The sequence below is a fragment of the Mycobacterium montefiorense genome (genome assembly GCF_003112775.1).
Taxonomy (GTDB): domain Bacteria; phylum Actinomycetota; class Actinomycetes; order Mycobacteriales; family Mycobacteriaceae; genus Mycobacterium; species Mycobacterium montefiorense.
On sequence record NZ_BFCH01000017.1, the window covers coordinates 156,456 to 177,711 of the forward strand.

The following is a 21,256-nucleotide window of genomic DNA, read 5'->3' on the forward strand; positions in this document are numbered from 1 at the left end:
TCCTGCTCGATTATGGGCCGAATGTCGCGATGCGAACCTGGGTGAACCTGCGTCGCGCGATGCGCCAGCCATCTGCGGTCCGGACGATCTCGTCATCGTAAAAGCCCCATGCGTTGACGCCGGATTGATTGTCGCCAAACATGATTACCGCGTCGATGTAGGTACGGGCCGATGCTTTGTCGCCGTCGAGCGTGATGGCCTGGTTGGTCAAGCGGTGCAGGGTGTGGCCCGCCATCGCGTGCGTTTTGTCCATGAAGTCGGTGACCGCGTCCACACCTTGCCAGGTTCCGATCTCGCCGTAGTCGAGTTCGCAGTCGTCGGTGAACACGGTGCGGAACAAGGGCCAATCGCGACGATCGATCCCAGTCGCGTAGCGCACCAGCAGCTCGGAGATGTCCTGACGGTCGTCTCGTTCGGTCACGCGATGTCTCCGTTCGGATGGACCACGATGCGCGGCGGTCCGTCGGACCGGCGGGCTTGATCGAGTGCACCGGGAACCTCGTCGAGGCCGATGACCATGCCGACGCTGGGAAGCGGATCCAGTTGCCCCGACGCGATGGCATCGAGCGTTCCGTACCAGTCCTGTGGATGCGGCCCGCCGCCGAATTGGATTGTGACGCCTTGGCGAGTCGCGGTGGTGATGTCCAGCGTGTCGCCGGTGTACCAGCCGCCGGCGCAGTAGATGCGAGTGGACATCTCGGCGGATTCGACGAGATTCTGGATCAGGCCGGCGGCACCGACGCACTCGAATACGATTGCTGGGCCGGGCAATCCGCGTTCGGCGCGCACCTCCCGGAATGCGTCGAACGGCGAGCGCTCCGCGGGATCGACGACAACGTGCGCGCCGAAGCGGTCCTGGGCGAGTGCGCGACGGTCGGCCTTGTAGTCCGCCACGATGATCGGTTCGATGCCGCGAGATGCCAAGGCGGCGACGGCCGAGAGGCCGATCGCCCCCGCGCCGATGACGATGGCGATCTCGCCTTCTTGGAGATCTGCCGATCTCACGTAGAACTCGCCGACCGCGAAGGCATCGACCAGCGCGACGGCGTCGATGGCAACGTCACTCGAAACGGCTTTGGCTGCCGCCTCCGAAATTACCAGCAGCTCACTGAAACTCCCTTGCGCCTCAGGGTGCTGGCCGATGATCCGTACACCGCCGGCGCCGCCGTCCACCAGGCGTATCGGGATCGACGTCACCCGGGTGCCCACGGTGAACTGATCCGAGCAGCCGGGCCCGTGCGCTATCACCTCGCCAACGAATTCGTGACCGAGCACGATGTCGCGGTCCGTGTCGTACAACGAGCGTCCGGTCGGATCGTCGATCGCGAGTTCCGGGTGGTCCATGAAATGCACATCAGAGGCACAGATCGCGGTGCTCAGGGTGCGCAGCAACAGCTCACCGGGCCCGGGCTCGGGGTCGGCCGTCTCGCGGACCGTCAGCCGACCGTCTCTCAAAACCACCGCGCGCAACGCGCCTGCCTCGTTTTCTCGAATAATCGACTTAATCTGTCGAATGTTCGCTATAACTGTAGGAACCCGATCACAAAGGAGTCAACCCATTCGCGGATCCACCTCGGCCCCGACCGCGCGGGTGCTCGACGTTGTCGAGCTGCTGGCGCGGTCCGGAAACACGCGGATGCGCTTCTCCGACATCGTGCGTGAGCTCGACCTGACACAGGGGACGGTGCACGCGATCCTGAAGACGCTGTGCGATCGGGGCTGGGCGAGCCGGGATCCCGTCGCGAAGACCTTCTCACTGGGACCGGCGCTCGCCGTGGTTTCGGCTCAGATGGACAATGCCCGGCCGCTGACACACGCGGCGCGCTCGGCGGCACTGCGACTGTCAGGTGAGGTCGGCTACGCCGGATCGGTGGTTGAGCGATTCGGTGATTCGTTGGTAGTCACGGCTTTTGAAGGCAATCCGGCCACCCAGCCCGCGGGGATACCCGGCGATCGCATCCCATATGCGCCGCCGTTCGGCGTCGCGCTGGCCGCGTGGGACACCGATGAAGAGCAGCGCGCCTGGATTCGACGCGGTGCCGGCAGCAACGCCGATCGCATCCAGCGCCTGGAACACATCTTGGCGCATACCCGCGAGCGTGGGTTCGACGTCGACTGGACAACGCCGGCGCTGGCTCAGGCGGTCCAGGTGGTCGGCACGTTGGACAGCGACCAGATGCCGACTCCAGTGCGCCACATTTTGGACCAGCTGCTCGTCGAATTCACCACCATCGGTTTCCTGTCCGACGACAACCCCGGGCGCCGGAAGCAACCCGTGGTGACTATCGCCGCACCGGTTTTCGACCACCGCGGCCATGTCGCCCTGATGGTTGCGGTGCATCCGCTGTCTCCGCTCAGTGCCCGGCAGATCCAGGTCATCGGGGTCAAGCTCACCAAGGAAACCACGGCGATCAGTGAAGCGCAGCAGCATCCGGAGGTAGTGGACCTCGAGGAGCGCAGCGGCGCGCGTCGTCGCCGGGCCTAAGCTCGCGGGTGGCGGCGGAGGGCGAAAAGCGATGGCAGAACGCTATGTTGTGGACGATCTTGCCGGCTTCGTCGTCGGAGCCGAGCAGTCAGACCTGAGTGAACACCCACGCGCGTTGCTCAAACGCAACGTGCTCGACAGCATCGCCTGCGCCGTCGGTTCGCTTGACGGCGAGCTCATCGCGACGATCAGGGAGCACACCGCAGAGTTCAGCGGCGTCGCCTCGGCGACACTCGTCGGTGGTGGCCGCGCCCCGGTGGATCAGGCGGCATTTTTCAATGCGGTGCTGGTGCGCTATCCCGACCTGCTCGACACGTACCTGACGGTGGGAGGCCTCTGCCACCCGGCCGACAACTTCGGTGCGATCCTGGCGGTGGCCGAGCACGTTGACGCTACGGGGGCCGATTTCCTGCTTGCCCTCGCCGTCGCCTACGAGGTCCAATGCCGGTTCAGCGCACAGGTTCCCGTGATGGCGCGCGGCCTCAACCATGCGCTGCAGCTGGCGATGTCCGTCGCGGCGGGATCGGCGAAGCTGCTCGGGCTGGACACCGAACGCACCGCTAATGCCATCGCCGCCGCCGCGGCCGACAACGTATCCCTGGCCGCTGTCCACGCGGAACCGGTGTCGAACTGGAAAGGCATCTCGCCCGCCATTACCGGCATGCGCGCGGTGTACACGACGATGTTGGCTGCCCGCGGCATCACCGGACCCAAGTCGCTGTTCGAAGGCCCGCATGGACTGGTGCAACTCTTCGATCGGCCAATCGATTTCAACACCGCCGACCGCAGACTCACGTCGGTCGAGCAAACCTACCTCAAGCAGTACTGCGCATTGATTCACGGGCAGGCCATCATTGACGCGCTGTTGGCGATCCGAACCGATCAGAATCTGCGCGGCGACGACATCGCAGGGGTGTCCATCGAGGTCTTCCAGAACGCGTATGACATCGCCGGCGGGGGAGCGTACGGCAACAAGGATCATCCCCGGACCAAGGAACAGGCCGACTACAACCTCAAGTACCTCGGCGCGGTCGCATTGCTCGACGGTGGGGTGGGGCCCGAACAGCTTGAGACCGAACGTGTTCTGCGCAGCGATGTCCAGCAGCTGCTGGCGCGGGTCGACGTGATCGTGGCGGCCGACCTGACCGCGGACTATCCGCAACGCACCGCGACGCGGGTGCATATTCTCACCCGCGACGGGCGGGAATTCAGCCGTGAGGAAAGCGATTACGAGGGGTCACCGACCCGGCCGATGTCGTGGGAGCGCGTCGTGGACAAGTTTGGCTGGCTCGCCGAGCCCTGCTGCGACGAGGCGTTGCGCGCCGACATCATCGCTGCCGTCGAACGCATCGATGACATCTCCGTTGCCGAGTTGGCAGGTCTGTTGGGCGCGGTGAGCCCGGTGCCACAGCGACCACGCAGCGCCCCGCGGTTCTGAACCAGACCCGCGGGGCCTAGCGCGCCCTCTTGCGTCGTTTGCTGCCGGCGTTGAATGATCGGCCATGCGCAAAGATCGCGGCATCAACCGCTGGGAGTTGGTCACCTGCGCGCTGGCAGGCCATGTCACCTACGCGCCCGATGAGCAGGCGCTCGCCAACCGGCTCACCGGCACGACCGGATTGGGCGAAGTGTGGCGGTGTCTGCGCTGCGGGGAATTCGTCGTCGGGGCACCGCATGGCAAGGGCCACGCCGAAGATGCTCCGATGATTATGCGCGGCAAGGCTTTACGACAAGCCATCATCATTCGCGCTAGCGGTCGAACGCCTGTTCCGGGCGGTGGTGATCGTGCTCGCGGCGTATGCGGTGTGGACGTTCCGCGGCGCGCGGGGATCCATTCAAGCCACCCTGGATCGTGACCTGCCGATCTTTCGGGCCGCCGGATTCAAGGTCGACCAGATGACGGTCGTGCACGAGCTGGAAAAGGCGCTGGCCGCCAAACCTTCGACGTTGGCGCTGCTGACCCTGATGCTGATCGCTTATGCGCTGATCGAAGTGCTCGAGGCCGTCGGCTTGTGGTTACTCAAGCGCTGGGGCGAATACTTCGCGGTGATCGCCACCGCGGTCTTTTTGCCGTTGGAGATCCATGACCTGGCCAAGGGCATCACGATGACCCGCGTGGTGACTTTCAGCATCAACATCCTCGCGGTGATCTACCTGCTGGTCTCCAAGCGGCTGTTCGGCCTGCGGGGCGGCCGCAAGGCCTACGACGAGGAGCGCCGCGGCGAGCAGCTGCTCGACGTCGAGCGGGCCGCCATGGCGACATGACGTTCACTGCTTGGGGCTGATGAACACGCCCTCGGCCGCCACGGTGACTCCGTCCTCGTCGGCGATGTGGCCGACGGAGTACGTCTTGACCCCTTCGATTCGCTCGATGTGCGCTTCCGCCCGCAGGGGACGGCCGAGCGCGGTGCGGCGCCGATAGCGCAGCGTCAGGGTGCCGGTGTAGGCGGGCCGGCCCAGCTTGTGTGCGGTCGCACCCAGCACGTGGTCGAGGATCAGTGCAGACACCCCGCCGTGAACGTGCTCCGGGGGGCCCTCGTATGCCGCACCGAGGGTGAATTCCGACCACACCAGCCCATCCGGTTCGTGATGGAGCACCAACGGCGGGGCGACGGCGTTGCGCAGACCGACCACCGCATTGCCCCAGGCGACCGTCTCACCGTCCGGCGTGACGTGCACGCCGAAGGTTCCCGGCCGCGCCGAGGCACTCAATTCGTCTGCGGCACTGTCGATTTTGGCCTTTGCCACAGCCACTGTGGCGGGGTCGGCTTCGGTGCGGATGCTGAGGTCGACGAGTCGGCGGATCGACTCGGCCAGCGGCCCGTAGACCGATTCGAGCCGACGGTAGTCAGTGCAGAGCAACTCGTCAGACATATAGGTAACCTAACAGTTGACTGGTCACGGTTCGGTTTCGGTAGCGGCGGCGACCGCGGACCTGTGGCACACTGGAAGTGATTCCCGCCAATGTTGGTGGATTTCCATTGTGGCAGAGCCATTTTGGTCAGCGCGAAGCTAATCATGCCTCTTCGAAGCGATTCGGGGCGCTGCACTGGGTTAGCACTGGTCCAGCGGTTCGGACCTTCGGTGGGCGCGTGACGCGCATGTCGCGATGACCGGGAGTGTGCGCTACGCCACAAACGGCATTAGCTCGGTGTTCACCTTCTTGCTGCACACTTGTAAAACAGCTGGGGTGAACTTAACAAGTCGGCTGACTAGGCCGATTGGAGGAGAGGTCGACACTGTGACAACACTGCAGACCTTGATGAACCAGGGCACTAGCAACCTCGACCTAGTGGGCCCGATCAAAGCGCGCGCCTGTGACGCGCTGAACGCCGTGCGCAGAACCAGGTCACGTGGCCAGGCGGCCGAACTACGCGTGATGCGCAGGGGCGCGGAGCGCTGCTGACCCGCTGATCGGGTCGATACAATTTGGCGTGCGCTGCGGGTGTCCTGCCCCGGCGTGTCGCCGCCCTGGATGCACACTCGACGCCGTCGACGCACACCCAATCGTCGGCGATGCCAGGGCCAGTGGTCGGCGATGGGAGATCCAGTTGCGCGCGAGTGGGTCGCGGTGACGGTCGGCGTCATTTGCGCAATCCCGCAGGAGTGGGCGTACCTGCGCAGCGCCCTGTCGGGAGCTGACCGCGAGCAGATTGCACAGGTCACCTTCGATACCGGCGAACTCGACGCACACCGGGTGGTGCTAGCGGCTGCCGGCATGGGCAAGGTCAACACCGGACTGGTGGCCACCCTAATGGCCGATCGATTTCGTTGCCGCACAATCGTTTTCACTGGAGTGGCGGGCGGATTGGATCCGCGGTTGCACATCGGCGACATCGTCATCGCCGACCGTGTCGTGCAGCACGACTTCGGGGTCATCGAAGACGAGCGGCTAGCGCCCTATCAGCCGGGGCATGTCCCGTTCATCAACGCGACCGAACGCTTCGGCTACCCGGTGGAGCCCGAACTCATCGACCGTGTCAAACGCCGCCTCGAGGGATTCACCGTTGCGCCATTGCCGGCCGCAGCCGGCGGCACGGGTACGCCGGTGCGGATCAGCTACGGAACGGTCTTGACCGGTGATCAGTACCTGCACTGCGAATCCACCCGCACCCGGTTGCACGACGATTTCGGTGGCCTGGCCATCGACATGGAGGGCGGTGCGCTGGCCCAGGTCTGCGAAGCCTTCGCGATTCCCTGGCTGGTGATCCGCGCACTTTCCGACCTTGCCGGTGCCGACTCCGGCGTCGACTTCAACCTCTTCGCTGACGAGGTCGCGATCAGCTCGGCGCGCATCCTGATGCAGCTGCTCCCGGTGCTCAGCTGAGCCGGCCGTCTTCCCCGGCGCGCTCACGTTCGCGCCGGCGCGCCCTTGACGCGCGCAGATTGGCGACGTTGCCGCATGTCTTCACGTCGTGCCACACCCCACTGTTGTTCTTCGAGCGGTCGTAGAAAGTCGACCCGCAATCGTGGTTGTGGCATCGCTTGACCCGCCGCCAGGTGCCGTCCTGTTGGCCGAGCATGATCTCGGCCCAGAGCGCCGAAGCCAGCCAGTGCCAGCCGCTACCCCGGGGCTCGAGCCGCACGTCGCCAGTATCCGATAGCCCGAACGACGCGGAAATTGCGACCGCGCTCCGCCGATCCGGCAGTTGGCCGGCGACCATCTTCGCGATCGTGTCGCGTAAGGCCCGAAGTCTCGATAGATCCGCGGCGTTCAGTGCGGGCGGCTCAGCGTCCACGCCGCGTAGCTTCGACCAGGTTCGTACCGCACCGGCGACCCAGTCCCGCGCTAGCGCGGGTTCGGCCAGTAGATCCGGTCCGTGGTCCTGTATGCGGAACGTATTGAGGAAATCCTGCACCAACCCCAGTCCGCCGGGCGCCAACGCGACTGGCAGTCGCTGTGACGCAGACCAGTTAGACATATGCAAATACTACTTGACTATGTCAAGGTCGGCAATTACGGTGACAGAGTCAAAGCTATTTCACTTAAGTCACGGAGGGCGATCATGGTCAACATCAAGGGGTCGACGGTCCTGGTCACCGGCGGACAGCGCGGGCTCGGTAAGGCCATCGTGGACGAGTTGCTGCGCAGGGACGCGGCCAAGGTCTATGCCACGGCGCGAGCACCCAAGCCCAGTGAGGACCCCCGTGTCGTGAGCGTCGCGCTCGAGGTAACCAACGCGGATTCGGTTGCCGCGCTGGCTGTTATGGCAGCCGATACCAACATCGTCATCAACAACGCCGGCACTTCGGGTGCGCTCAACCTCCTCGACAGCGACATCGAGGAGATTCACGCAGTGTTCGAGACCAATTACTTCGGCGCGCTTCGAGTCGGCAAGGCGTTCGCACCGGTGCTGGCCCACAACGGCGGTGGAGCGCTGGTCAACATCCACTCGGTGGCGTCCTGGCTCGGCGGCATGGGTGGCTACGGCGACTCAAAGGCTGCCATTTGGGCGGCTTCCAATTCGTTGCGCATCGAGCTCGAGACGCAGAGCACGCTGGTCACCGGAGTACACGTGGGCTACCTAGACACCGAAATGTTCGCCCATATCGACGCGACGAAGAACGACCGGCGCCAGATTGCCCGCGAGATTGTCGACGGCATCGAGCGCGGAGACACCGAGGTGCTGGCCGACGAGGTCAGTCGTCATGTGAAATCAGTGCTGTCCGGGCCGGTTGAGGCGCTCCAAATGCGTTGAGATTCGGGGTTCGACACGTGGAAGTCAGGCCGCGGCCGGGTTGGTGGTCGGGCGAGCCCGATCGCGGGTCACGGGTTTGGATTGGCGCATGGCTGATACGGATCCCGAAGGCATTGTCAGTGCAACCCGCGTCGTCTCGGCCAGCGCCCAGCGCATCTTCGAACTGATCGCCGAGCCGTCCAGTCAGCCCAGCTGGGACGGCAACAACAACCTCGCGTCGTCTGCTCCCGGGCAGCGCGTCCACGGCGTGGGCGACGTATTCAAGACGACGTTGACCAACGGCGGCGTGCGGGAAAATCATGTCGTGGAATTCATCGAAGGCACCAAGATCGCCTGGCGTCCAGCAGAACCCGGCAAGCAGCCGCCTGGCCATCTGTGGCGCTGGGAGCTCAGCGAGATCAACTCCACCCTGACCACCGTCACGCACACCTACGACTTCACCAACCTGACCGATCCCAAGCGGCTAGAGAGGGCTCATTCGACGACGCCGGAGATGCTGCGCGAGTCGATGGATAAGCTCGCGATGCTGGCGCAGCGCTCCGAGTAGAGCGCTACGGTCACTGCATGGCTCTACCACCAGCGGGAAACGACCGTGCCGCCATCGTCACCGGCGCCTCATCGGGCATTGGCGAGCAGTTCGCCGAAATCCTGTCGCGGCGCGGCTACCAGGTCGTGCTGGTAGCCCGCAGCGCCGACCGCCTTGAAGAGTTCGCCGGACGCCTGGGGCCCAACGCCCACCCGCTGCCCGCGGACCTGTCCGATCGGTCCGCGCGGGCAGCGTTGCCGGATCGGGTCGCCGCGCTCGGCCTGACTCCGGACATCCTGATCAACAATGCCGGGCTCTCCACACTCGGACGCGTCGCCAAATCGGTTGCCGAGCAAGAAGTCAACCTCGTCGAGGTTGATGTGGCCGCGGTCGTCGATCTGGTTAGCAGGTTCTTGCCCGGCATGGTCGACCGTCGTCGAGGCGCCATCCTGAACGTCTCGTCGGTGGCCGCGTTCGGTCCGTTGCCTGGCCAAGCGGCATACGGCGCCGCCAAGGCATTCGTGCTGTCCTACACCCACAGCCTGCGCGGTGAACTGCGCGGCACCGGGGTTACCGCGACCGCGCTGTGCCCAGGGCCGGTGGACACCGGATTCGGTGAAGCCGCCGGCTTCGACAAAGCGGAAGCCGAAGCCGCCCTGCCGCGGATCATGTGGGTTCCCGTCGACAAGGTCGCCCAGGCCGGGATCGACGGGCTGGCTGCCGGCAAGGCGATCGTCGTCCCCGGTCGTGTCAATCGGATTGCTTCGGCACTTTTCCGGATCGCGCCACCCGAATCGCTGTTGCCGCTGCTGAGGCGCGGTCACCCGGCTTTCAAAAACGACTAGTAACGAAAATTGGGCCTCAGCCGAATTTGGCGCGCACCCACTGCAACGTGCCGAGGTTCTTCACTCGCACGCTGACGAACCCGTTGTCTTCCAGGATGTCGCCGATTTCGTCTTCACCGAACACATGCGCCCCAATGTTGGGCAACAGCTGCCAAACTCGCGCGGCACGCCCCGCAGACGGGACCATGATGGCCAGCCGCCCGCCCGGTCGCAGCACCCGCCCCATCTCTGCCAGCGCGGCCGCCGGGTCGGGAACCAACTGAAGGGCCGCCATCGAAACCACTGCGTCGACAGTGTCGTCGCGCAGCGGAAGTCGTTGTGCGTCAGCCCGAATGAAGCCGACGTGCGGGCCTGCCTCGTTGCGGACGGCCCGGGCCAGCATGGCCTCGGAAATGTCTACACCCAAGGCCAGGCCGTCCTTGCCCGCCGCGCGGGCGAGCGACGCGGTGACGGTGCCCGGACCGGAGCCGACATCCAGCACGGTCCCGCCGGGCGGGATGTCCAGCCACTCGGCGGGGTGTTGCAACGCGGCGATCAGCCGCCGCGACAACGCCTGGGCGTTGTCGTAGAGCATCGACCCGATGGGTGATGCCCACACCGCCTGGATCGGGCCGGTGTTCTTCGGGACGTCCGGCGATTCGGTGCCGAGTAGATCGAGATAGCCCTTACCGGCATCTGGGTCAGCCGGCGGATCGGCAAGCAGATCCACTGCTTTGCGCAGCGCGGGCGGAAGCGAGACGTGCACGTCAGTCATGCGTACTCCTTCGATCAAATATCAAGCTGTACGCCGAAATTCTGGAGCCGCGACGCTGTCAGCCCCCAACGCAGCCTACGCGCGGCCGCCGGGCACCTCGACCCGCCGAAAATGTGGGGTTCGTTAACGGTTGACGACCGCGTGCTCACTCACCAGGGCGTACAGCCGCCACCGGCCAGGCACGCCTTTGAGTGTGCTCTCGCCGCGGTCGGTGAACCTGTGCCGCGATCGGGTGACGATGTCGCGCAGCGTCGACGACACCAATACCTCGCCGGGGCCGGCAAGGGCGGCAACCCGGGCGCCGATGTGCACGGCCATGCCGGCGACATCGTCTTTCAAGGCGCCGCGTACCTCCACTTCGCCCGCGTGGATGCCGACCCGCACCTCGATTTCCAGCACTCGAACAGCGTCGACAATGGCGTCCGCGCACGCGATCGCCGCGCTCGGGCTGCTGAACGTTGCCACGAATCCGTCTCCGGCCGTGTTGACTTCGCGGCCGGAGAAGCGCTGCAGCTCGTGGCGCACGATGGTGTCGTGATTGTCCAGCAGATCGCGCCACCGGTCGTCGCCGAGCAAGGCGGCGCGCTCGGTCGAGCCGACGATGTCGGTGAACACGATCGTGGTGAGCAGGCGTTCGGCATCCGACCCGCCGCGTACTCCGGTGACGAACTCCTCGATCTCGTCGAGCATCGGCGCGGTGTCGCCCACCCAGTACAGCGTGTCTTCACCCGGTAGCTCGACGAACCGTGATCCGGCGATGTGCTCGGCAAGGTACTGACCGTTCGCGACGGGGGTGAAGCCCGAATCGGTGCGATGCAGAATCAGCGTCGGGGCGCTGATACGCGGGAGCGTGTCGCGGGCGTCGGCCTGCCGGATGGTCTGGATCATCGCGCGGGCCATGCTGGGCGAGGCGGCACGGTTGCCGGCCGTGTCCCACCAGGTACAGAAGGCGCCGTCGCGCGCGACGCTGGGCGCGATAATGCCCAGCATGTCGAAGCCTTGATCTACGGCGTCCGGGTCGATGGCCACGGTTGTGTACGGATCGATGGTGTCGACCTGTGCGCCCATCGGATAGTCGGGGGCGTACAAGGTGCGGGCCGAGCCATTGATGATGACCAGGCTGCTCACCCGTTCGGGGTAGTCGGCCGCCAGCACGAGTCCGGTCATCGCGGTGAAGCCTGGCGCCACAATCGTTGCCTGCTCGCAGTCGACTGCGTTCATCACGGAAATGACGTCATTGGCCCAGAATTTCGGTCCGATCAGGTCAGCCGAGGAAACCCGTGACGACAGGCCGATCCCACGCTGGTCGAGGCGAATCACCCGCGCGAACGACGCCAGCCGACGGTGAAAGCGGTACATGGACGGCTCTGCGTCGACAGAGTCGATCGGGATGGAAGGCCCGGGCAGCAGCAGCAGGTCCATCGGCCCATCGCCAAACATCTGGTAGGCGATGTCCGTCTCGCCACAACTGGCGTATCGGGTTCGTGGTGGCCCGGACGACCTGGTCACTGCTTCAGGCTAAATCAGGACTATGACAAGTCGCCGATGATGGGTACCAGATAGCGCGCGGCGTACTCCCGGACCGCGGCGTGATCCGAGATGTCGAGCCGGTCGGTGGGGAACACGATGATGCCGAGCGCTACCCGCAGCAGAATGTCGGCGATGTTGGCCAGGTCGGTGTCGGGACCGGCTGCCCCACATTTGCGCAGGTTATTGGCGATCCCGCCGGCGAATTGGCCGATCGGGAAGACGTGCGATCGGGAGAACAGGCCGAACAGCTCCGGTTCGCTTTCCACGATCCGGGAGTACAGCGGCGAGTCCTGGACCAGGCGCACGCCGAGCGTGAACGCCTCGATCACCGCTTGTCGCGGATTGCAACCGGCGGTGGCCCGGTCCAGGGTGGAGAAGAAGAGCTCACCCTCGCGGCGCAGCACCTGTTCGACCAGGTCATCCTTGGTGGGAAAACGCCGGTAGATGGTGCTGCGGCTGACCCCGGCGCGAGCCGCGACGTCCTCGATGTTGGCGCGTCGCACGCCGTACGTCTCGAAGACCGACCGCGCGGTGTCCAAGATGGTGCGGTCGACATCGCTGATCTCAGCGAGATCGCCGCCAAGGCTGCGGTTCTGCATGGATCACGACCCTCACGGCAAACTCGACGCACGAATGCTAGCTTTGGAACAAAGATACACTTTTGTGTCAACGCTTCAGGGGAGGTGGGCATGACCGCCCGCAACGACCAATTAGCCGGCCCGACGGCCGGTGTCCGTTTCGACACCGGCGTTCGGGAAGCGATCCCTGTCTTAGCTGAGGGGCCGATCGACGACGAGGGCGCCGATGCGGCGCCGCGGCTGGGGCCGGAGTCCCTGATCTGGAAGTTCTACGGCGATCACCGCACCCAATTCTTCGGGTTCCAACGCGTCGCCGGTGTCGAGAACTGCATCGAGCAACTCGCCCAGGGAGTGCTCGATCACTCGGTGGTCTTCAGCGACACGTTGGGCCGGGCCAAGCGAACCGCACCGCCGTTGATGAACACCGTCTACTCCGACGACCCACACGAGTGGGGCCGCAAGGTACGCGATTTCCACAAACCAATCAAAGGCACCATCAGCGACGGCTCCAGGTATCACGCCCTGAATCCCGAGTTGTTCTATTGGGCGCACGCAACTTTCGTCGATCAGGTCATCTACAACACCGACATGTTCATCCGTCGGCTGTCGGACGCGGAGAAGGAACAGATCTACAACGAAGGCAAGCTCTGGTACAGCCTGTATGGAGTCAGCGAGCGTGGCCAGCCCCAGACCTATGCTGACTTCGTCGCCTATTGGGACGACATGCTCGAGCGGTTCGTGCCGCATAAGACCGTTCTGTACGGCACCGGCTACATCCGCAAAGGAATCCCGGGGCCGAGCTGGATACCCAAGGGGATCTGGAAGATCCTTTCCGCGCCGCTGAACGCCTACACCCGCCTCGTGCTGGTCGGAACAATGCCGCCTCAGATGCGCGATGTGTGTCAGATGCAGTGGGATGCGAAGAAGGAGAAGAGGTTTCAGCGATTCGCTGCCGTCGTCCGCGGGTTGAATCCAGTGTTCAACCGGTTGCCGCTGTGGTTGCTCTACACATCGTGGGCGGCTAAGGCATGGCGCCGGGCGGGCGTAGACCCGCGCCGGCTCTCCCACCGCGCGTCCTAGCTGATCCGCAGCAGCCGTTCGGCGTTGCCGTGCGCAACCTTTTCCCGGTCGGCTGCCGACAGCGTCGTCTGCTCGAAACCCCGCACCGCATCGTAGGACGACTCGTAGGGGTAGTCGATGGAGAACATCACCGCATCGGCACCGACCTCGAGCACGGCACCCAGCATCGCCGCCGGCGAAAACACGCCACTGTTGGTGAACACGATGTTGGTACCGAGGTAGGCCGACGGCGCGCGCTGCAGCGTGCTGGTCGCCCCCAACGACGTTGACGCGAAACGGGAGTCCAGGCGGCTGCGCTGGAACGGTAGGAACTCGCCCATATGTCCCAAAATCATTGTCGCGCCGGGATGCCGGTCGAACACTCCGCTGAACAGGATCCGTAGCGCGTGCCCGCCGACTTCGGCGGCCCAGCTCCAGGTCGCGCCGTACAGTTCCGGACGTCCTTCGATGACCTGCCAGTTGTCGGCCGGCGGTGACCCGGGATGCAAATACAGCGGTACGCCAAGGGATTCCGCCGCCGACCACACCTCGTCATACTCGGGTGCATCCAGGTAACGGCCGCCGGGTCCCGTCACGCAATCGTTGACCAGCGCGCCACAGAATCCGTCCGCGGTAACGGCGCGTTCGAGTTCTGCGGCTGCGGCGGCGGGATCTTGTAGCGGCAACGCGGCAAATCCGCGGAATCGATCCGGGTGCTCGGCGATGACCTTGGCCAGGTAGTCATTGGCGAACCGCGCGTTATCGCAAGCGCGCTCGGCGTCGATGTCGACCTGTAGTCCCGGAGCCGTCAGCGACAGCACCTGGATGTCGATTCCCGCATCGTCCATCTCCGCGAGCCGGTGCCCGGCGAAATCAGGAAGCCGGAGCTCGCAGCGCTCGGCGTACTGCGGCTGCATGCGCTTCCAAAGCTGCTGATGGACCACCGTGGGCTGGCGCTCGGCCAGCTCGGGGATGAAGAACGCTTCCTCTAAGGCGATGTAACGCATCGGCTTTCCTCACTGTCGTCTGCACTTTCTCCCTTCGACTCTGCGCCCCGAAGCACCTATTTGTAAAATGAATATTTAGTATTGCAGTCATGCTTACGACGCATATCGATCGAGTCGATCTGAATCTGTTGCCGCCGCTGGTGGCGTTGCTCGAGGAGCGCCATGTGTCGCGTGCCGCCGACCGCCTTGCGCTCAGTCAGCCCGCGATGAGCCGAGCCCTGCAGCGGTTGCGCCGGCACTTTGGCGACGAGCTGCTGGTTCGGGGCCCCGACGGCTACTCCCTGACGCCGCGCGCTGAGCGCATCAGGGACCAATTAGCCACCGTGGTAACCGAATTGGATCAGCTGTTCGCCAACGAGACGTTCGATCCCGCCACGACCCCGCAGTCGTTTCGCCTCGCCGTCAGCGACTACACCGTCGCGGCGTTCGGCCCCGCGCTGGTCCGGCGGATCCTGAGGCAATCGCCGAATTCGACGGTCATCTGTGAGGCCCTCGACGCGCGCGTGTTCGACAAATTGGATGCCGGGACGCTCGACCTGGCGATCTACGGCCGCGCGGCACCCGAGCGGTACAGCAGCCAGCACCTGTTCACCGATCGGTTCGTCTGCGTGGTGGCCGCCGAACACCCGCTTACCGCGCGCACCTCGGTGTCGCTGTCGCAGTACCTGCGCTGGCCGCACTTGAGCATCGACGTCGGCCGGCCGTGGGTGGACCTGGCGCTCGAATCGCGCGGCGCCACCCGTCGCGTCGCTGTCGTCCTGCCGTACCACGTGGTGGGGTCCAGCATTCTGCCCGGCACCGATCTGGTCCTGACGGTTCCGGCCCGGCTGGTCTCGCAGTTTGCCGATTCGAGCCGCGTTCGGGTACTGCACGCCCCCCGCGAGCTGGGTGACGTGCAGTTCTACACGGTCTGGCATCCACGCCTCGACTCCGATCCCGCCCACAGCTGGCTTCGCGGGATCGTGCGCGACGTAGCGGGTCCGGCTTCGCGCCGGCGGACCGCGGCGAAGTCCAACGCCGATTCCTGACCGTCAGAAGGCGCCTGGGGCGAAAACTGTGGGCTGGCCCACAGTAGATTGGGGCATCCCGCTACGTCAGCCCGAGCGTGAGGAGCACAAGCGATGCAAATGACGGGTAATACCGTGCTGGTCACTGGCGGCGGCAGCGGCATCGGCCGCGGCTTGGCCGAGTCGTTGCACCGACTCGGCAACCAGGTAGTGATCGCGGGCCGCCGTCGTGAGCTGCTGCAGGCCGTCGTGGCGGCCAACCCCGGCATCGAGTGCATGTCACTGGATCAATCCGACGCGGCCGACGTCAGGCGGTTCGCCGTCGAGCTGACCGACCGCTATCCGGAATTCAACGTCCTGGTCAACAACGCCGGGACACAGCGCGTCGAGGACCTCACCGCCAGTAACGTTGGTCTGGCCGAGCAGAGCATCGCGATCAACCTGATGGGCCCGATCCGGCTGATGTCGACGTTGCTCCCGGCGCTGTTACGCAAGCCGCGCGCGGCGATCCTCAACGTGACGTCGGGCCTGGGGTTCATGCCGAGCGCCCTTACGCCGACCTATTGCGCCACCAAAGCAGCGCTGCACTCCTACACCGAGTCGCTGCGCTTCCAGCTTCGCGACACCGCGGTCCAGGTCATCGAAGTTATTCCGCCGCATGTGCAGACCGGGTTGCAGGGCGAGCGCGGATTCGATCCGCGGGCAATGCCGCTGGATGACTACATCGCCGAGACGATGGCCTTGTTGCAGTCGCAGCCCGACGCCGACGAAATCGTGGTGGAACGCGTCAAGGCTTTCCGATACGCCGAGCGCGACGGCACCTATCACGACATCTACCCCGCCTTCAATGAGGCGATCACGGCCTGGCTGCGTAGCCGGGACAGCTGAAAACCCCGCTGTCACACAGAATTCGCTGCAGCATGGGCTAACGTTCAGTCGTTGTATGCCCGGTGCGGGCTGAGCCTGTGTGGCGGGCCCGACCGGCATGCGACAGGATCGATGGCATGGACGATGTCGACTTTTCGTTGTTGGACGTCCCGAGATCGGCACCGGTCGAAGACCCCGAGGCCTTTTTGCGCGCGGCGATCGCCTGGCACTTCGGTGCCGACACCGGATCCGCCTTCTGGCTGCGGACCGCCGGGACGCTGGATTTCGACCCGTTGACCGATGTCAAGACCTTCACCGATCTGCGGTTGTTTCCTAATCTGCTCAGCGAGCTGCGTAATGTGCCGGTCGAGGATCTGATCCCGCGCGGATACGGCTCACCGCCACCGGTACCGCAGGTATTCGAGTCCGGAGGTACCACCGGCGCTCCGAAACGTACTGCGCAGCTTCCGGATTGGGTCGCGCAAGTCGTCGAATGGCAAACCGACGACTTCGCCACCGGCGGCTTCCAGCGTGGCCGGGGCTTCCTGTGCCTGATGCCGAGCGGTCCGCACGGCGTGGGCTACTTCTCGCGGCTGGTCGCCGAGCGGCTGGGCTCGGCATTTCACGCGATCGACCTCGATCCGCGCTGGGTGAAGAAGATCGCCGCGCGTGACGCCGCCGGGGAAGTGGCGGCCTACCTCGACCACGTCCTCGAGCAGGCGGTACACGTTCTGCGGACGCAGAACGTCGCGAATCTGCATGCCACCCCGCCGTTGCTCGAGGCGATCGCCCGCAACGACGATCTGGTGGATTTGGTGAATGCCAAGATCCGCTACCTGTTGCTCAGCGGTGCGCACGTGGACGCCGACACGCTTGACCTGCTGCGCGACATCTTCCCCGATACGACGATCACGATGGCCTTCGGCAGCACGATGATTCTCTCGCAGGCTGTCACCCGAATCGATGGCGACGCATTCGTTTTCGACCCGCGAACACCGTATGTGGTGTTCTGGGTGATCGACCCCGACACCGGAGAGCAAGTACCCTACGGGCAGCTCGGCCAGGTGGTGATGAACCACATCAGCAAGGGCATGTTCCTGCCGAACAACCTAGAACGCGATATGGCGATCCGGATAGCCGGGCCCGCAGGACAACTCAGCGATTCGGTCTGTGCGGTACGGCCGGTCGCCACCTTCGAAGGCGAGGCCGTGATCGAGGGCGTGTACTGACGTGACCAGCGTGCTGATCGACGCGCTCGGACCCAGCGGCGAGTATCGGACGCGCAACCGTGAGATTGTCACCAGCACAGCCGGGATGCCCGTCGCCGAGCTGAGTCTTGTTCCGCCGCTGTATGTGTCGCGCACCGTCAGCGCGCAGCGCAAGGTCGCGCCGCTGCCGGTTGCGCAGCGTGAAAAGGCTTTGGCCGGCGCGGCCGACAACTTCTCGACCGCCGTCATCGGCGGCCTGGACTTTGCCGCATATGTCGAACTGGCCAGCCGGATTTCGGGAGTTCCGATCGCGGTCACCCGTGCCGGAGCCCTGGGTGTGGCCGACGCCGTTGCCCACGCATGCGACGCGGTGTGCCCGGCGCGACCGATTGGCGCGGCGCGCGACTGGCGCGAGGACCGCACCCGCCGCGGCAGCGCGGTCTGGACGCGTCGCGGCGAGGTGTTCGCCGTGCACGCCGCGGGAAACGGCCCGGGCGTACACGGCCTGTGGCCCCAGGCGCTGGCGCTGGGCTACCGGGTCGCGGTGCGCCCGTCGCGGCGCGAACCCCTCACCGGCCATCGACTGGTTAACGCGTTGCGCCAGGCCGGCTTTCGACCCGAAGACGTGGTCTTTCTGCCCACCGATCATGGGGGAGCAGACGAGATCATTCGCTGCGCCGATCTCGCCATGGTGTACGGCGGCCAGGATGTTGTGGACAAATACGCCGTCGATCCGGCGGTGATCGTGAACGGACCGGGTCGCGCGAAGATCCTGATCACCGCCGACCGGGACTGGCGCGATTACCTGGACCTGATCGTCGACTCGATCGCCAACCTGGGTGGCATGGCGTGTGTCAACACCACCGCGGTGCTGTTGGAGGGCGACCCGGCCCCGCTGGCGGCGGCGATCGCCGAACGGTTGGCGACGATCGAGCCGTTGCCCACCGAGGATGAGCGGGCGACCCTGCCGACCCAGCCCGTCGCTAGGGCGCAAGCGCTGGCGGACTACCTGGCGACTAAGGCGGCGGGCACCACCGCGCTGCTGGGCGCAGATCAGGTCGTCGCCACGCTGGGCGACGGCTACGCCGCGCTGCGTCCGGCCGTCCATCTGCTGGCCGAACCCGACGTCGACAAGCTCAACATCGAACTGCCGTTCCCCTGTGTGTGGGTGGCGCCGTGGCCGCGCGACGCCGGCCTGGGCCCGCTGCGACAGTCCTTGGTAGTCAACGCGATCACCGGTGACGACGACTTGATCGACGGCTTGCTCGCCGAACCGACCATCAGCAATGTCTACCGCGGAAACCACCCGACGTTCTTGCACGCTCCCGAAATCCCGCACGACGGGTTCCTGGCCGACGTACTGATGCGCAACAAGGGTTTCATGCGGGACTAGCGGGCGTTGACGTAGGGCAGCAGCGCCATCTCGCGGGCATTCCTGATCGCGGTGGCTACCTGCCGTTGCTGCTGAACCGTCAGGCCGGTGACGCGGCGCGAGCGGATTCGGCCGCGCTCGGAGATGAACATCCGCAACGTCGTGATGTCTTTGTAGTCAACGTGCTTGATCCCGAGGGTGCTCAGCAGGTTCTTCCTTTTCTCGAACGGCTGGGTCCGGCTCGGGCGGGTCTGCTGTTTGGACTTGCCGGCCATCTACCAACTCGCCTTTCGGACGCCGGGAAGTTGCCCTTCATGCGCCAGCTCGCGCATCCGCACCCGGGACAACCCGAACTTGCGCAGGTGCCCGCGCGGACGACCGTCGACCGAGTCGCGGTTGCGTACCCGCACCGCGCTGGCGTCGCGAGGCTGGCGAGCCAGCGCCTGCTGTGCGGTCAGCCGTTGTTCGGCAGTGCTCGCCGGAGATCGGATGATCTCTTTGAGGATGGCCCGGCGTTCCGCGTAGCGTGCGACGATCGCGCGGCGCTGCTCGTTTTTGACGATCTTGGATTTCTTGGCCATCAGCGTTCTTCCCGGAATTCGACATGGCGGCGGACCACCGGGTCGTACTTGCGCAGCGTGAGTCGGTCCGGGTCGTTGCGCCGGTTCTTGCGGGTGATGTAGGTGTAGCCGGTACCCGCGGTGGAGCGCAGCTTGACGATGGGACGAATCTCGTTGCGCGCCATCAGATCCGCTGCCCTTCCCGGCGCAGTCGCGCAACGACGGCCTCGATGCCGTCGCGATCGACGACCTTGATCCCTTTGGCGCTCACCCGCAGCGTGATACGCCGGCCCTCCGACGGCAGGTAGTACGTCTTGGTTTGAATGTTGGGCGACCATCGCCTCCGGGTTCGGCGATGCGAGTGCGACACCGAGTTACCGAAACTCACTGTGCGCCCGGTGACCTGACAGTGCATGGACATGATGCCTCCCCTCCTCTGGGCGACCCACCGTTATTGAAAATCATTTTCGACAAGGCCCCGCCCCGCACTGTACCGTGGCGGAGGCGTTATTGAAAATCATTCGCAATAAGGAGTTGGGATGCGGACCCCGGTGGTGCTGGTGGCGGGTCAGGGCGACACCGATGCGGTGACGGGTGCGCTCCTGCGCGGTCCCGGAACCGTAGTAGTCGAGCACCGCTTCGACGGCCATGTCGTGCGGCGGACGACGACCATGTTGTGCAAGGGCGAATTGACCACCGCGCACGACGCACTGGAGTTGGCGCACGGGTGTGTGGCCTGCACCGTCCGTAACGATCTTTTGCTGCTGCTGCGCAAGCTGGCCCACCACGGCGGAGTCGAACGCATCGTCGTGCACTTGTCGCAGTGGATGGAACCCGAACCCATCTGCGTCGCGATCAACCACGTCCGGGTGCGGGTCGGTCCCGGCTACCCCGACGGTCCGGCCGCCTTGGATGTGGCGATCGCCTGCGTGGTGACGTGCATCGACTCCCGCAGTTGGCTCACTCGCGCGCTCGGCGAGGACGATCTGCCGGACGGGCGCACGATGGCCCAGGTCGTCGTCGGCCAGGCCGAGTTCGCCGACCTGCTGGTGCTGACCCGCCCGGAACCACTGACGCTGGCGGTGCTGCGCAGGCTTGCTCCGCGGGCGCGGATCACGGTCGGTCTCGACCGTGTCGACATAGCGCTGGCGAACCTGGAAGAGGATTCGCGGCGCGGCCGCAGCGACCATCCGCACGGCTGGCTGCTGGCCGGCCGGCCGCCCCTGGGCGCCGACGGGACGGTGCGAGTCGTCGAATTCAACGCCCGCCGCCCGTTCCACCCTGAGCGCTTACACGCCACCGTGGATCTGCTGTTGACCGGCGTGGTGCGCGCCCGCGGGCGGCTGTGGCTGGCCAGTCGGCCCGACCAGGTCATGTGGCTGGAGTCGGCCGGTGGCGGCATGCGGGTCTCTTGCGCCGGAAAGTGGCTGGCGGCCATGACCGCGCGTGAGGTGGCCAATGTCGACGCGGAACGGCGTCTGTTCGCCGAGTTGCAGTGGGAATACCGGTTCGGCGACCGGCACACCGCGATGACGGTGCTGGTCTGTGGTGGGGAGCCACCCGACATTCTCGACGCCCTGCACGGTGCGTTGCTCACCGACGCGGAAATGGCGGACCCGCGTGAGTGGCGCGGCTACCCGGACCCCTTCGGAGAATGGCACGAGGATCCTTGCGACGAAATCTCCGGCACCGCAGAAGAAGTCGCATCCGACTCCGACCGCCGGGAATCTTGAAGTCGCACCGCGTCTCACCGGCAAAT

At 65.4% G+C, this 21,256-nt stretch carries 24 protein-coding genes and 1 pseudogene; 13 read left to right on the forward strand and 12 right to left on the reverse strand.

The features are described 5' to 3' along the window. Positions 1 to 10: 10 nt before the first annotated feature. Both DB708_RS10685 and DB708_RS10690 read right to left on the reverse strand, forming a co-directional pair. On the reverse strand, positions 11 to 421 hold the full coding sequence (locus tag DB708_RS10685) for a nuclear transport factor 2 family protein (RefSeq protein ID WP_108921912.1): 411 nt from the start codon (positions 419 to 421) through the stop codon (positions 11 to 13). Beyond that, positions 418 to 1,461, reverse strand: coding sequence for a zinc-binding dehydrogenase (locus tag DB708_RS10690; protein WP_108921913.1), 1,044 nt, complete (start codon positions 1,459 to 1,461; stop codon positions 418 to 420). The genes DB708_RS10685 and DB708_RS10690 overlap by 4 nt, the downstream gene beginning before the upstream one ends. Before the next feature lie 130 nt (positions 1,462 to 1,591). On the opposite strand from DB708_RS10690, the gene DB708_RS10695 reads away from it, so the two are divergent. The 3 genes and pseudogenes from DB708_RS10695 (at position 1,592) to DB708_RS10705 (ending at position 4,750) form a co-directional block, all read left to right on the forward strand. After that, the gene (locus DB708_RS10695; RefSeq protein ID WP_108921914.1) at positions 1,592 to 2,485 is read left to right on the forward strand and encodes an IclR family transcriptional regulator; all 894 of its coding nucleotides are present in this window, start codon (positions 1,592 to 1,594) and stop codon (positions 2,483 to 2,485) included. Between the two features lie 49 nt (positions 2,486 to 2,534). Next, positions 2,535 to 3,923 (forward strand): MmgE/PrpD family protein, encoded by a 1,389-nt coding sequence (locus DB708_RS10700; RefSeq protein ID WP_108922243.1) that lies wholly within the window; start codon positions 2,535 to 2,537, stop codon positions 3,921 to 3,923. Between the two features lie 64 nt (positions 3,924 to 3,987). Next, a pseudogene (locus DB708_RS10705) lies at positions 3,988 to 4,750 on the forward strand (DUF2127 domain-containing protein). A gap of 3 nt (positions 4,751 to 4,753) precedes the next feature. Here DB708_RS10705 and DB708_RS10710 read toward each other — a convergent pair. Next, positions 4,754 to 5,359, reverse strand: a complete 606-nt coding sequence (locus DB708_RS10710; RefSeq protein WP_108921915.1) for a PaaI family thioesterase — start codon at positions 5,357 to 5,359, stop codon at positions 4,754 to 4,756. 664 nt (positions 5,360 to 6,023) lie between these two features. Here DB708_RS10710 and DB708_RS10720 point away from each other — a divergent pair. Then, the gene (locus tag DB708_RS10720) at positions 6,024 to 6,812 is read left to right on the forward strand and encodes a 5'-methylthioadenosine/adenosylhomocysteine nucleosidase (protein ID WP_108921917.1); all 789 of its coding nucleotides are present in this window, start codon (positions 6,024 to 6,026) and stop codon (positions 6,810 to 6,812) included. On the opposite strand, the gene DB708_RS10725 is transcribed toward DB708_RS10720, so the two are convergent. Continuing rightward, positions 6,805 to 7,407, reverse strand: a complete 603-nt coding sequence (locus tag DB708_RS10725; RefSeq protein WP_235616726.1) for a CGNR zinc finger domain-containing protein — start codon at positions 7,405 to 7,407, stop codon at positions 6,805 to 6,807. The two genes, DB708_RS10720 and DB708_RS10725, sit on opposite strands and share 8 nt — an antisense overlap. 84 nt (positions 7,408 to 7,491) lie before the next feature. Here DB708_RS10725 and DB708_RS10730 point away from each other — a divergent pair, with 84 nt between their 5' ends. The 3 genes from DB708_RS10730 to DB708_RS10740 all read left to right on the forward strand — a co-directional run bounded on the left by DB708_RS10730 (position 7,492) and on the right by DB708_RS10740 (position 9,555). Next, positions 7,492 to 8,184, forward strand: coding sequence for an SDR family oxidoreductase (locus tag DB708_RS10730; protein WP_108922245.1), 693 nt, complete (start codon positions 7,492 to 7,494; stop codon positions 8,182 to 8,184). Positions 8,185 to 8,272: 88 nt separating this feature from the next. Continuing rightward, positions 8,273 to 8,731, forward strand: a complete 459-nt coding sequence (locus DB708_RS10735) for an SRPBCC family protein (protein ID WP_108921918.1) — start codon at positions 8,273 to 8,275, stop codon at positions 8,729 to 8,731. 17 nt (positions 8,732 to 8,748) lie between these two features. Further along, a complete protein-coding gene (locus DB708_RS10740; RefSeq protein WP_108921919.1) occupies positions 8,749 to 9,555 on the forward strand; it encodes an SDR family NAD(P)-dependent oxidoreductase in 807 nt (268 codons plus the stop codon). Between the two features lie 16 nt (positions 9,556 to 9,571). Here the strand turns inward: DB708_RS10740 and DB708_RS10745 are convergent, their stop codons facing one another. The 3 genes from DB708_RS10745 to DB708_RS10755 all read right to left on the reverse strand — a co-directional run bounded on the left by DB708_RS10745 (position 9,572) and on the right by DB708_RS10755 (position 12,438). Continuing rightward, entirely contained in the window at positions 9,572 to 10,309 is a 738-nt protein-coding gene (locus DB708_RS10745; RefSeq protein ID WP_108921920.1) for a class I SAM-dependent methyltransferase, read from the reverse strand. A 123-nt stretch (positions 10,310 to 10,432) separates the two neighbouring features. Further along, positions 10,433 to 11,749, reverse strand: a complete 1,317-nt coding sequence (locus DB708_RS10750) for an adenylate/guanylate cyclase domain-containing protein (RefSeq protein WP_108921921.1) — start codon at positions 11,747 to 11,749, stop codon at positions 10,433 to 10,435. A gap of 89 nt (positions 11,750 to 11,838) precedes the next feature. Next, complete coding sequence (locus DB708_RS10755) at positions 11,839 to 12,438, reverse strand: TetR/AcrR family transcriptional regulator (protein WP_108921922.1); 600 nt, start codon at positions 12,436 to 12,438, stop codon at positions 11,839 to 11,841. A 90-nt stretch (positions 12,439 to 12,528) separates the two neighbouring features. On the opposite strand from DB708_RS10755, the gene DB708_RS10760 reads away from it, so the two are divergent. Further along, positions 12,529 to 13,497 (forward strand): oxygenase MpaB family protein, encoded by a 969-nt coding sequence (locus DB708_RS10760; protein ID WP_108921923.1) that lies wholly within the window; start codon positions 12,529 to 12,531, stop codon positions 13,495 to 13,497. Here DB708_RS10760 and DB708_RS10765 read toward each other — a convergent pair. Continuing rightward, the gene (locus DB708_RS10765) at positions 13,494 to 14,483 is read right to left on the reverse strand and encodes an amidohydrolase family protein (protein ID WP_108921924.1); all 990 of its coding nucleotides are present in this window, start codon (positions 14,481 to 14,483) and stop codon (positions 13,494 to 13,496) included. The two genes, DB708_RS10760 and DB708_RS10765, sit on opposite strands and share 4 nt — an antisense overlap. An 89-nt stretch (positions 14,484 to 14,572) precedes the next feature. Between DB708_RS10765 and DB708_RS10770 the strand changes: the two genes are divergently transcribed. The 4 genes from DB708_RS10770 to DB708_RS10785 all read left to right on the forward strand — a co-directional run bounded on the left by DB708_RS10770 (position 14,573) and on the right by DB708_RS10785 (position 18,958). Continuing rightward, on the forward strand, positions 14,573 to 15,511 hold the full coding sequence (locus DB708_RS10770; RefSeq protein WP_108921925.1) for a LysR family transcriptional regulator: 939 nt from the start codon (positions 14,573 to 14,575) through the stop codon (positions 15,509 to 15,511). A 93-nt stretch (positions 15,512 to 15,604) separates the two neighbouring features. After that, complete coding sequence (locus tag DB708_RS10775) at positions 15,605 to 16,378, forward strand: SDR family oxidoreductase (protein WP_108921926.1); 774 nt, start codon at positions 15,605 to 15,607, stop codon at positions 16,376 to 16,378. A gap of 116 nt (positions 16,379 to 16,494) precedes the next feature. Beyond that, positions 16,495 to 17,586 carry an acyl-CoA synthetase family protein gene (locus DB708_RS10780; RefSeq protein WP_108921927.1) on the forward strand — a complete coding sequence of 364 codons (1,092 nt, stop codon included), beginning with the start codon at positions 16,495 to 16,497 and terminating at the stop codon, positions 17,584 to 17,586. Positions 17,587 to 17,596: 10 nt separating this feature from the next. Continuing rightward, positions 17,597 to 18,958, forward strand: coding sequence for an aldehyde dehydrogenase family protein (locus tag DB708_RS10785; protein ID WP_235616743.1), 1,362 nt, complete (start codon positions 17,597 to 17,599; stop codon positions 18,956 to 18,958). On the opposite strand, the gene rpsR is transcribed toward DB708_RS10785, so the two are convergent. The 4 genes from rpsR to rpmB are packed head-to-tail and all read right to left on the reverse strand — an operon-like array spanning position 18,955 to position 19,918. Then, positions 18,955 to 19,212, reverse strand: a complete 258-nt coding sequence (gene rpsR, locus DB708_RS10790) for a 30S ribosomal protein S18 (RefSeq protein WP_108921928.1) — start codon at positions 19,210 to 19,212, stop codon at positions 18,955 to 18,957. The genes DB708_RS10785 and rpsR overlap by 4 nt on opposite strands. After that, complete coding sequence (rpsN, locus tag DB708_RS10795) at positions 19,213 to 19,518, reverse strand: 30S ribosomal protein S14 (RefSeq protein ID WP_108921929.1); 306 nt, start codon at positions 19,516 to 19,518, stop codon at positions 19,213 to 19,215. It abuts the gene before it with no gap. Next, on the reverse strand, positions 19,518 to 19,682 hold the full coding sequence (gene rpmG / locus DB708_RS10800; RefSeq protein WP_036465848.1) for a 50S ribosomal protein L33: 165 nt from the start codon (positions 19,680 to 19,682) through the stop codon (positions 19,518 to 19,520). The genes rpsN and rpmG overlap by 1 nt, the downstream gene beginning before the upstream one ends. Further along, complete coding sequence (gene rpmB / locus DB708_RS10805; RefSeq protein ID WP_108921930.1) at positions 19,682 to 19,918, reverse strand: 50S ribosomal protein L28; 237 nt, start codon at positions 19,916 to 19,918, stop codon at positions 19,682 to 19,684. Before rpmB ends, rpmG begins: the two co-directional genes overlap by 1 nt. A 118-nt stretch (positions 19,919 to 20,036) precedes the next feature. On the opposite strand from rpmB, the gene mrf reads away from it, so the two are divergent. Then, positions 20,037 to 21,230, forward strand: a complete 1,194-nt coding sequence (mrf, locus tag DB708_RS10810; protein ID WP_108921931.1) for a ribosome hibernation factor-recruiting GTPase MRF — start codon at positions 20,037 to 20,039, stop codon at positions 21,228 to 21,230. Positions 21,231 to 21,256: the final 26 nt, after the last annotated feature.

Bases quoted from the DNA above. Each gene is read 5' to 3' on its own strand.
- DB708_RS10710 (WP_108921915.1), bottom strand. From the start codon at position 5,359: ATGTCTGACGAGTTGCTCTGCACTGACTACCGTCGGCTCGAATCGGTC.
- DB708_RS10720 (WP_108921917.1), top strand. From the start codon at position 6,024: ATGGGAGATCCAGTTGCGCGCGAGTGGGTCGCGGTGACGGTCGGCGTC.
- DB708_RS10725 (WP_235616726.1), bottom strand. From the start codon at position 7,407: ATGTCTAACTGGTCTGCGTCACAGCGACTGCCAGTCGCGTTGGCGCCC.
- DB708_RS10730 (WP_108922245.1), top strand. From the start codon at position 7,492: ATGGTCAACATCAAGGGGTCGACGGTCCTGGTCACCGGCGGACAGCGC.
- DB708_RS10735 (WP_108921918.1), top strand. From the start codon at position 8,273: ATGGCTGATACGGATCCCGAAGGCATTGTCAGTGCAACCCGCGTCGTC.
- DB708_RS10740 (WP_108921919.1), top strand. From the start codon at position 8,749: ATGGCTCTACCACCAGCGGGAAACGACCGTGCCGCCATCGTCACCGGC.
- DB708_RS10745 (WP_108921920.1), bottom strand. From the start codon at position 10,309: ATGACTGACGTGCACGTCTCGCTTCCGCCCGCGCTGCGCAAAGCAGTG.
- DB708_RS10750 (WP_108921921.1), bottom strand. From the start codon at position 11,749: ATGTTTGGCGATGGGCCGATGGACCTGCTGCTGCTGCCCGGGCCTTCC.
- DB708_RS10755 (WP_108921922.1), bottom strand. From the start codon at position 12,438: ATGCAGAACCGCAGCCTTGGCGGCGATCTCGCTGAGATCAGCGATGTC.
- DB708_RS10760 (WP_108921923.1), top strand. From the start codon at position 12,529: ATGACCGCCCGCAACGACCAATTAGCCGGCCCGACGGCCGGTGTCCGT.
- DB708_RS10765 (WP_108921924.1), bottom strand. From the start codon at position 14,483: ATGCGTTACATCGCCTTAGAGGAAGCGTTCTTCATCCCCGAGCTGGCC.
- DB708_RS10770 (WP_108921925.1), top strand. From the start codon at position 14,573: ATGCTTACGACGCATATCGATCGAGTCGATCTGAATCTGTTGCCGCCG.
- DB708_RS10775 (WP_108921926.1), top strand. From the start codon at position 15,605: ATGCAAATGACGGGTAATACCGTGCTGGTCACTGGCGGCGGCAGCGGC.
- DB708_RS10780 (WP_108921927.1), top strand. From the start codon at position 16,495: ATGGACGATGTCGACTTTTCGTTGTTGGACGTCCCGAGATCGGCACCG.
- rpsR (WP_108921928.1), bottom strand. From the start codon at position 19,212: ATGGCCGGCAAGTCCAAACAGCAGACCCGCCCGAGCCGGACCCAGCCG.
- rpsN (WP_108921929.1), bottom strand. From the start codon at position 19,518: ATGGCCAAGAAATCCAAGATCGTCAAAAACGAGCAGCGCCGCGCGATC.
- rpmG (WP_036465848.1), bottom strand. From the start codon at position 19,682: ATGGCGCGCAACGAGATTCGTCCCATCGTCAAGCTGCGCTCCACCGCG.
- rpmB (WP_108921930.1), bottom strand. From the start codon at position 19,918: ATGTCCATGCACTGTCAGGTCACCGGGCGCACAGTGAGTTTCGGTAAC.
- mrf (WP_108921931.1), top strand. From the start codon at position 20,037: ATGCGGACCCCGGTGGTGCTGGTGGCGGGTCAGGGCGACACCGATGCG.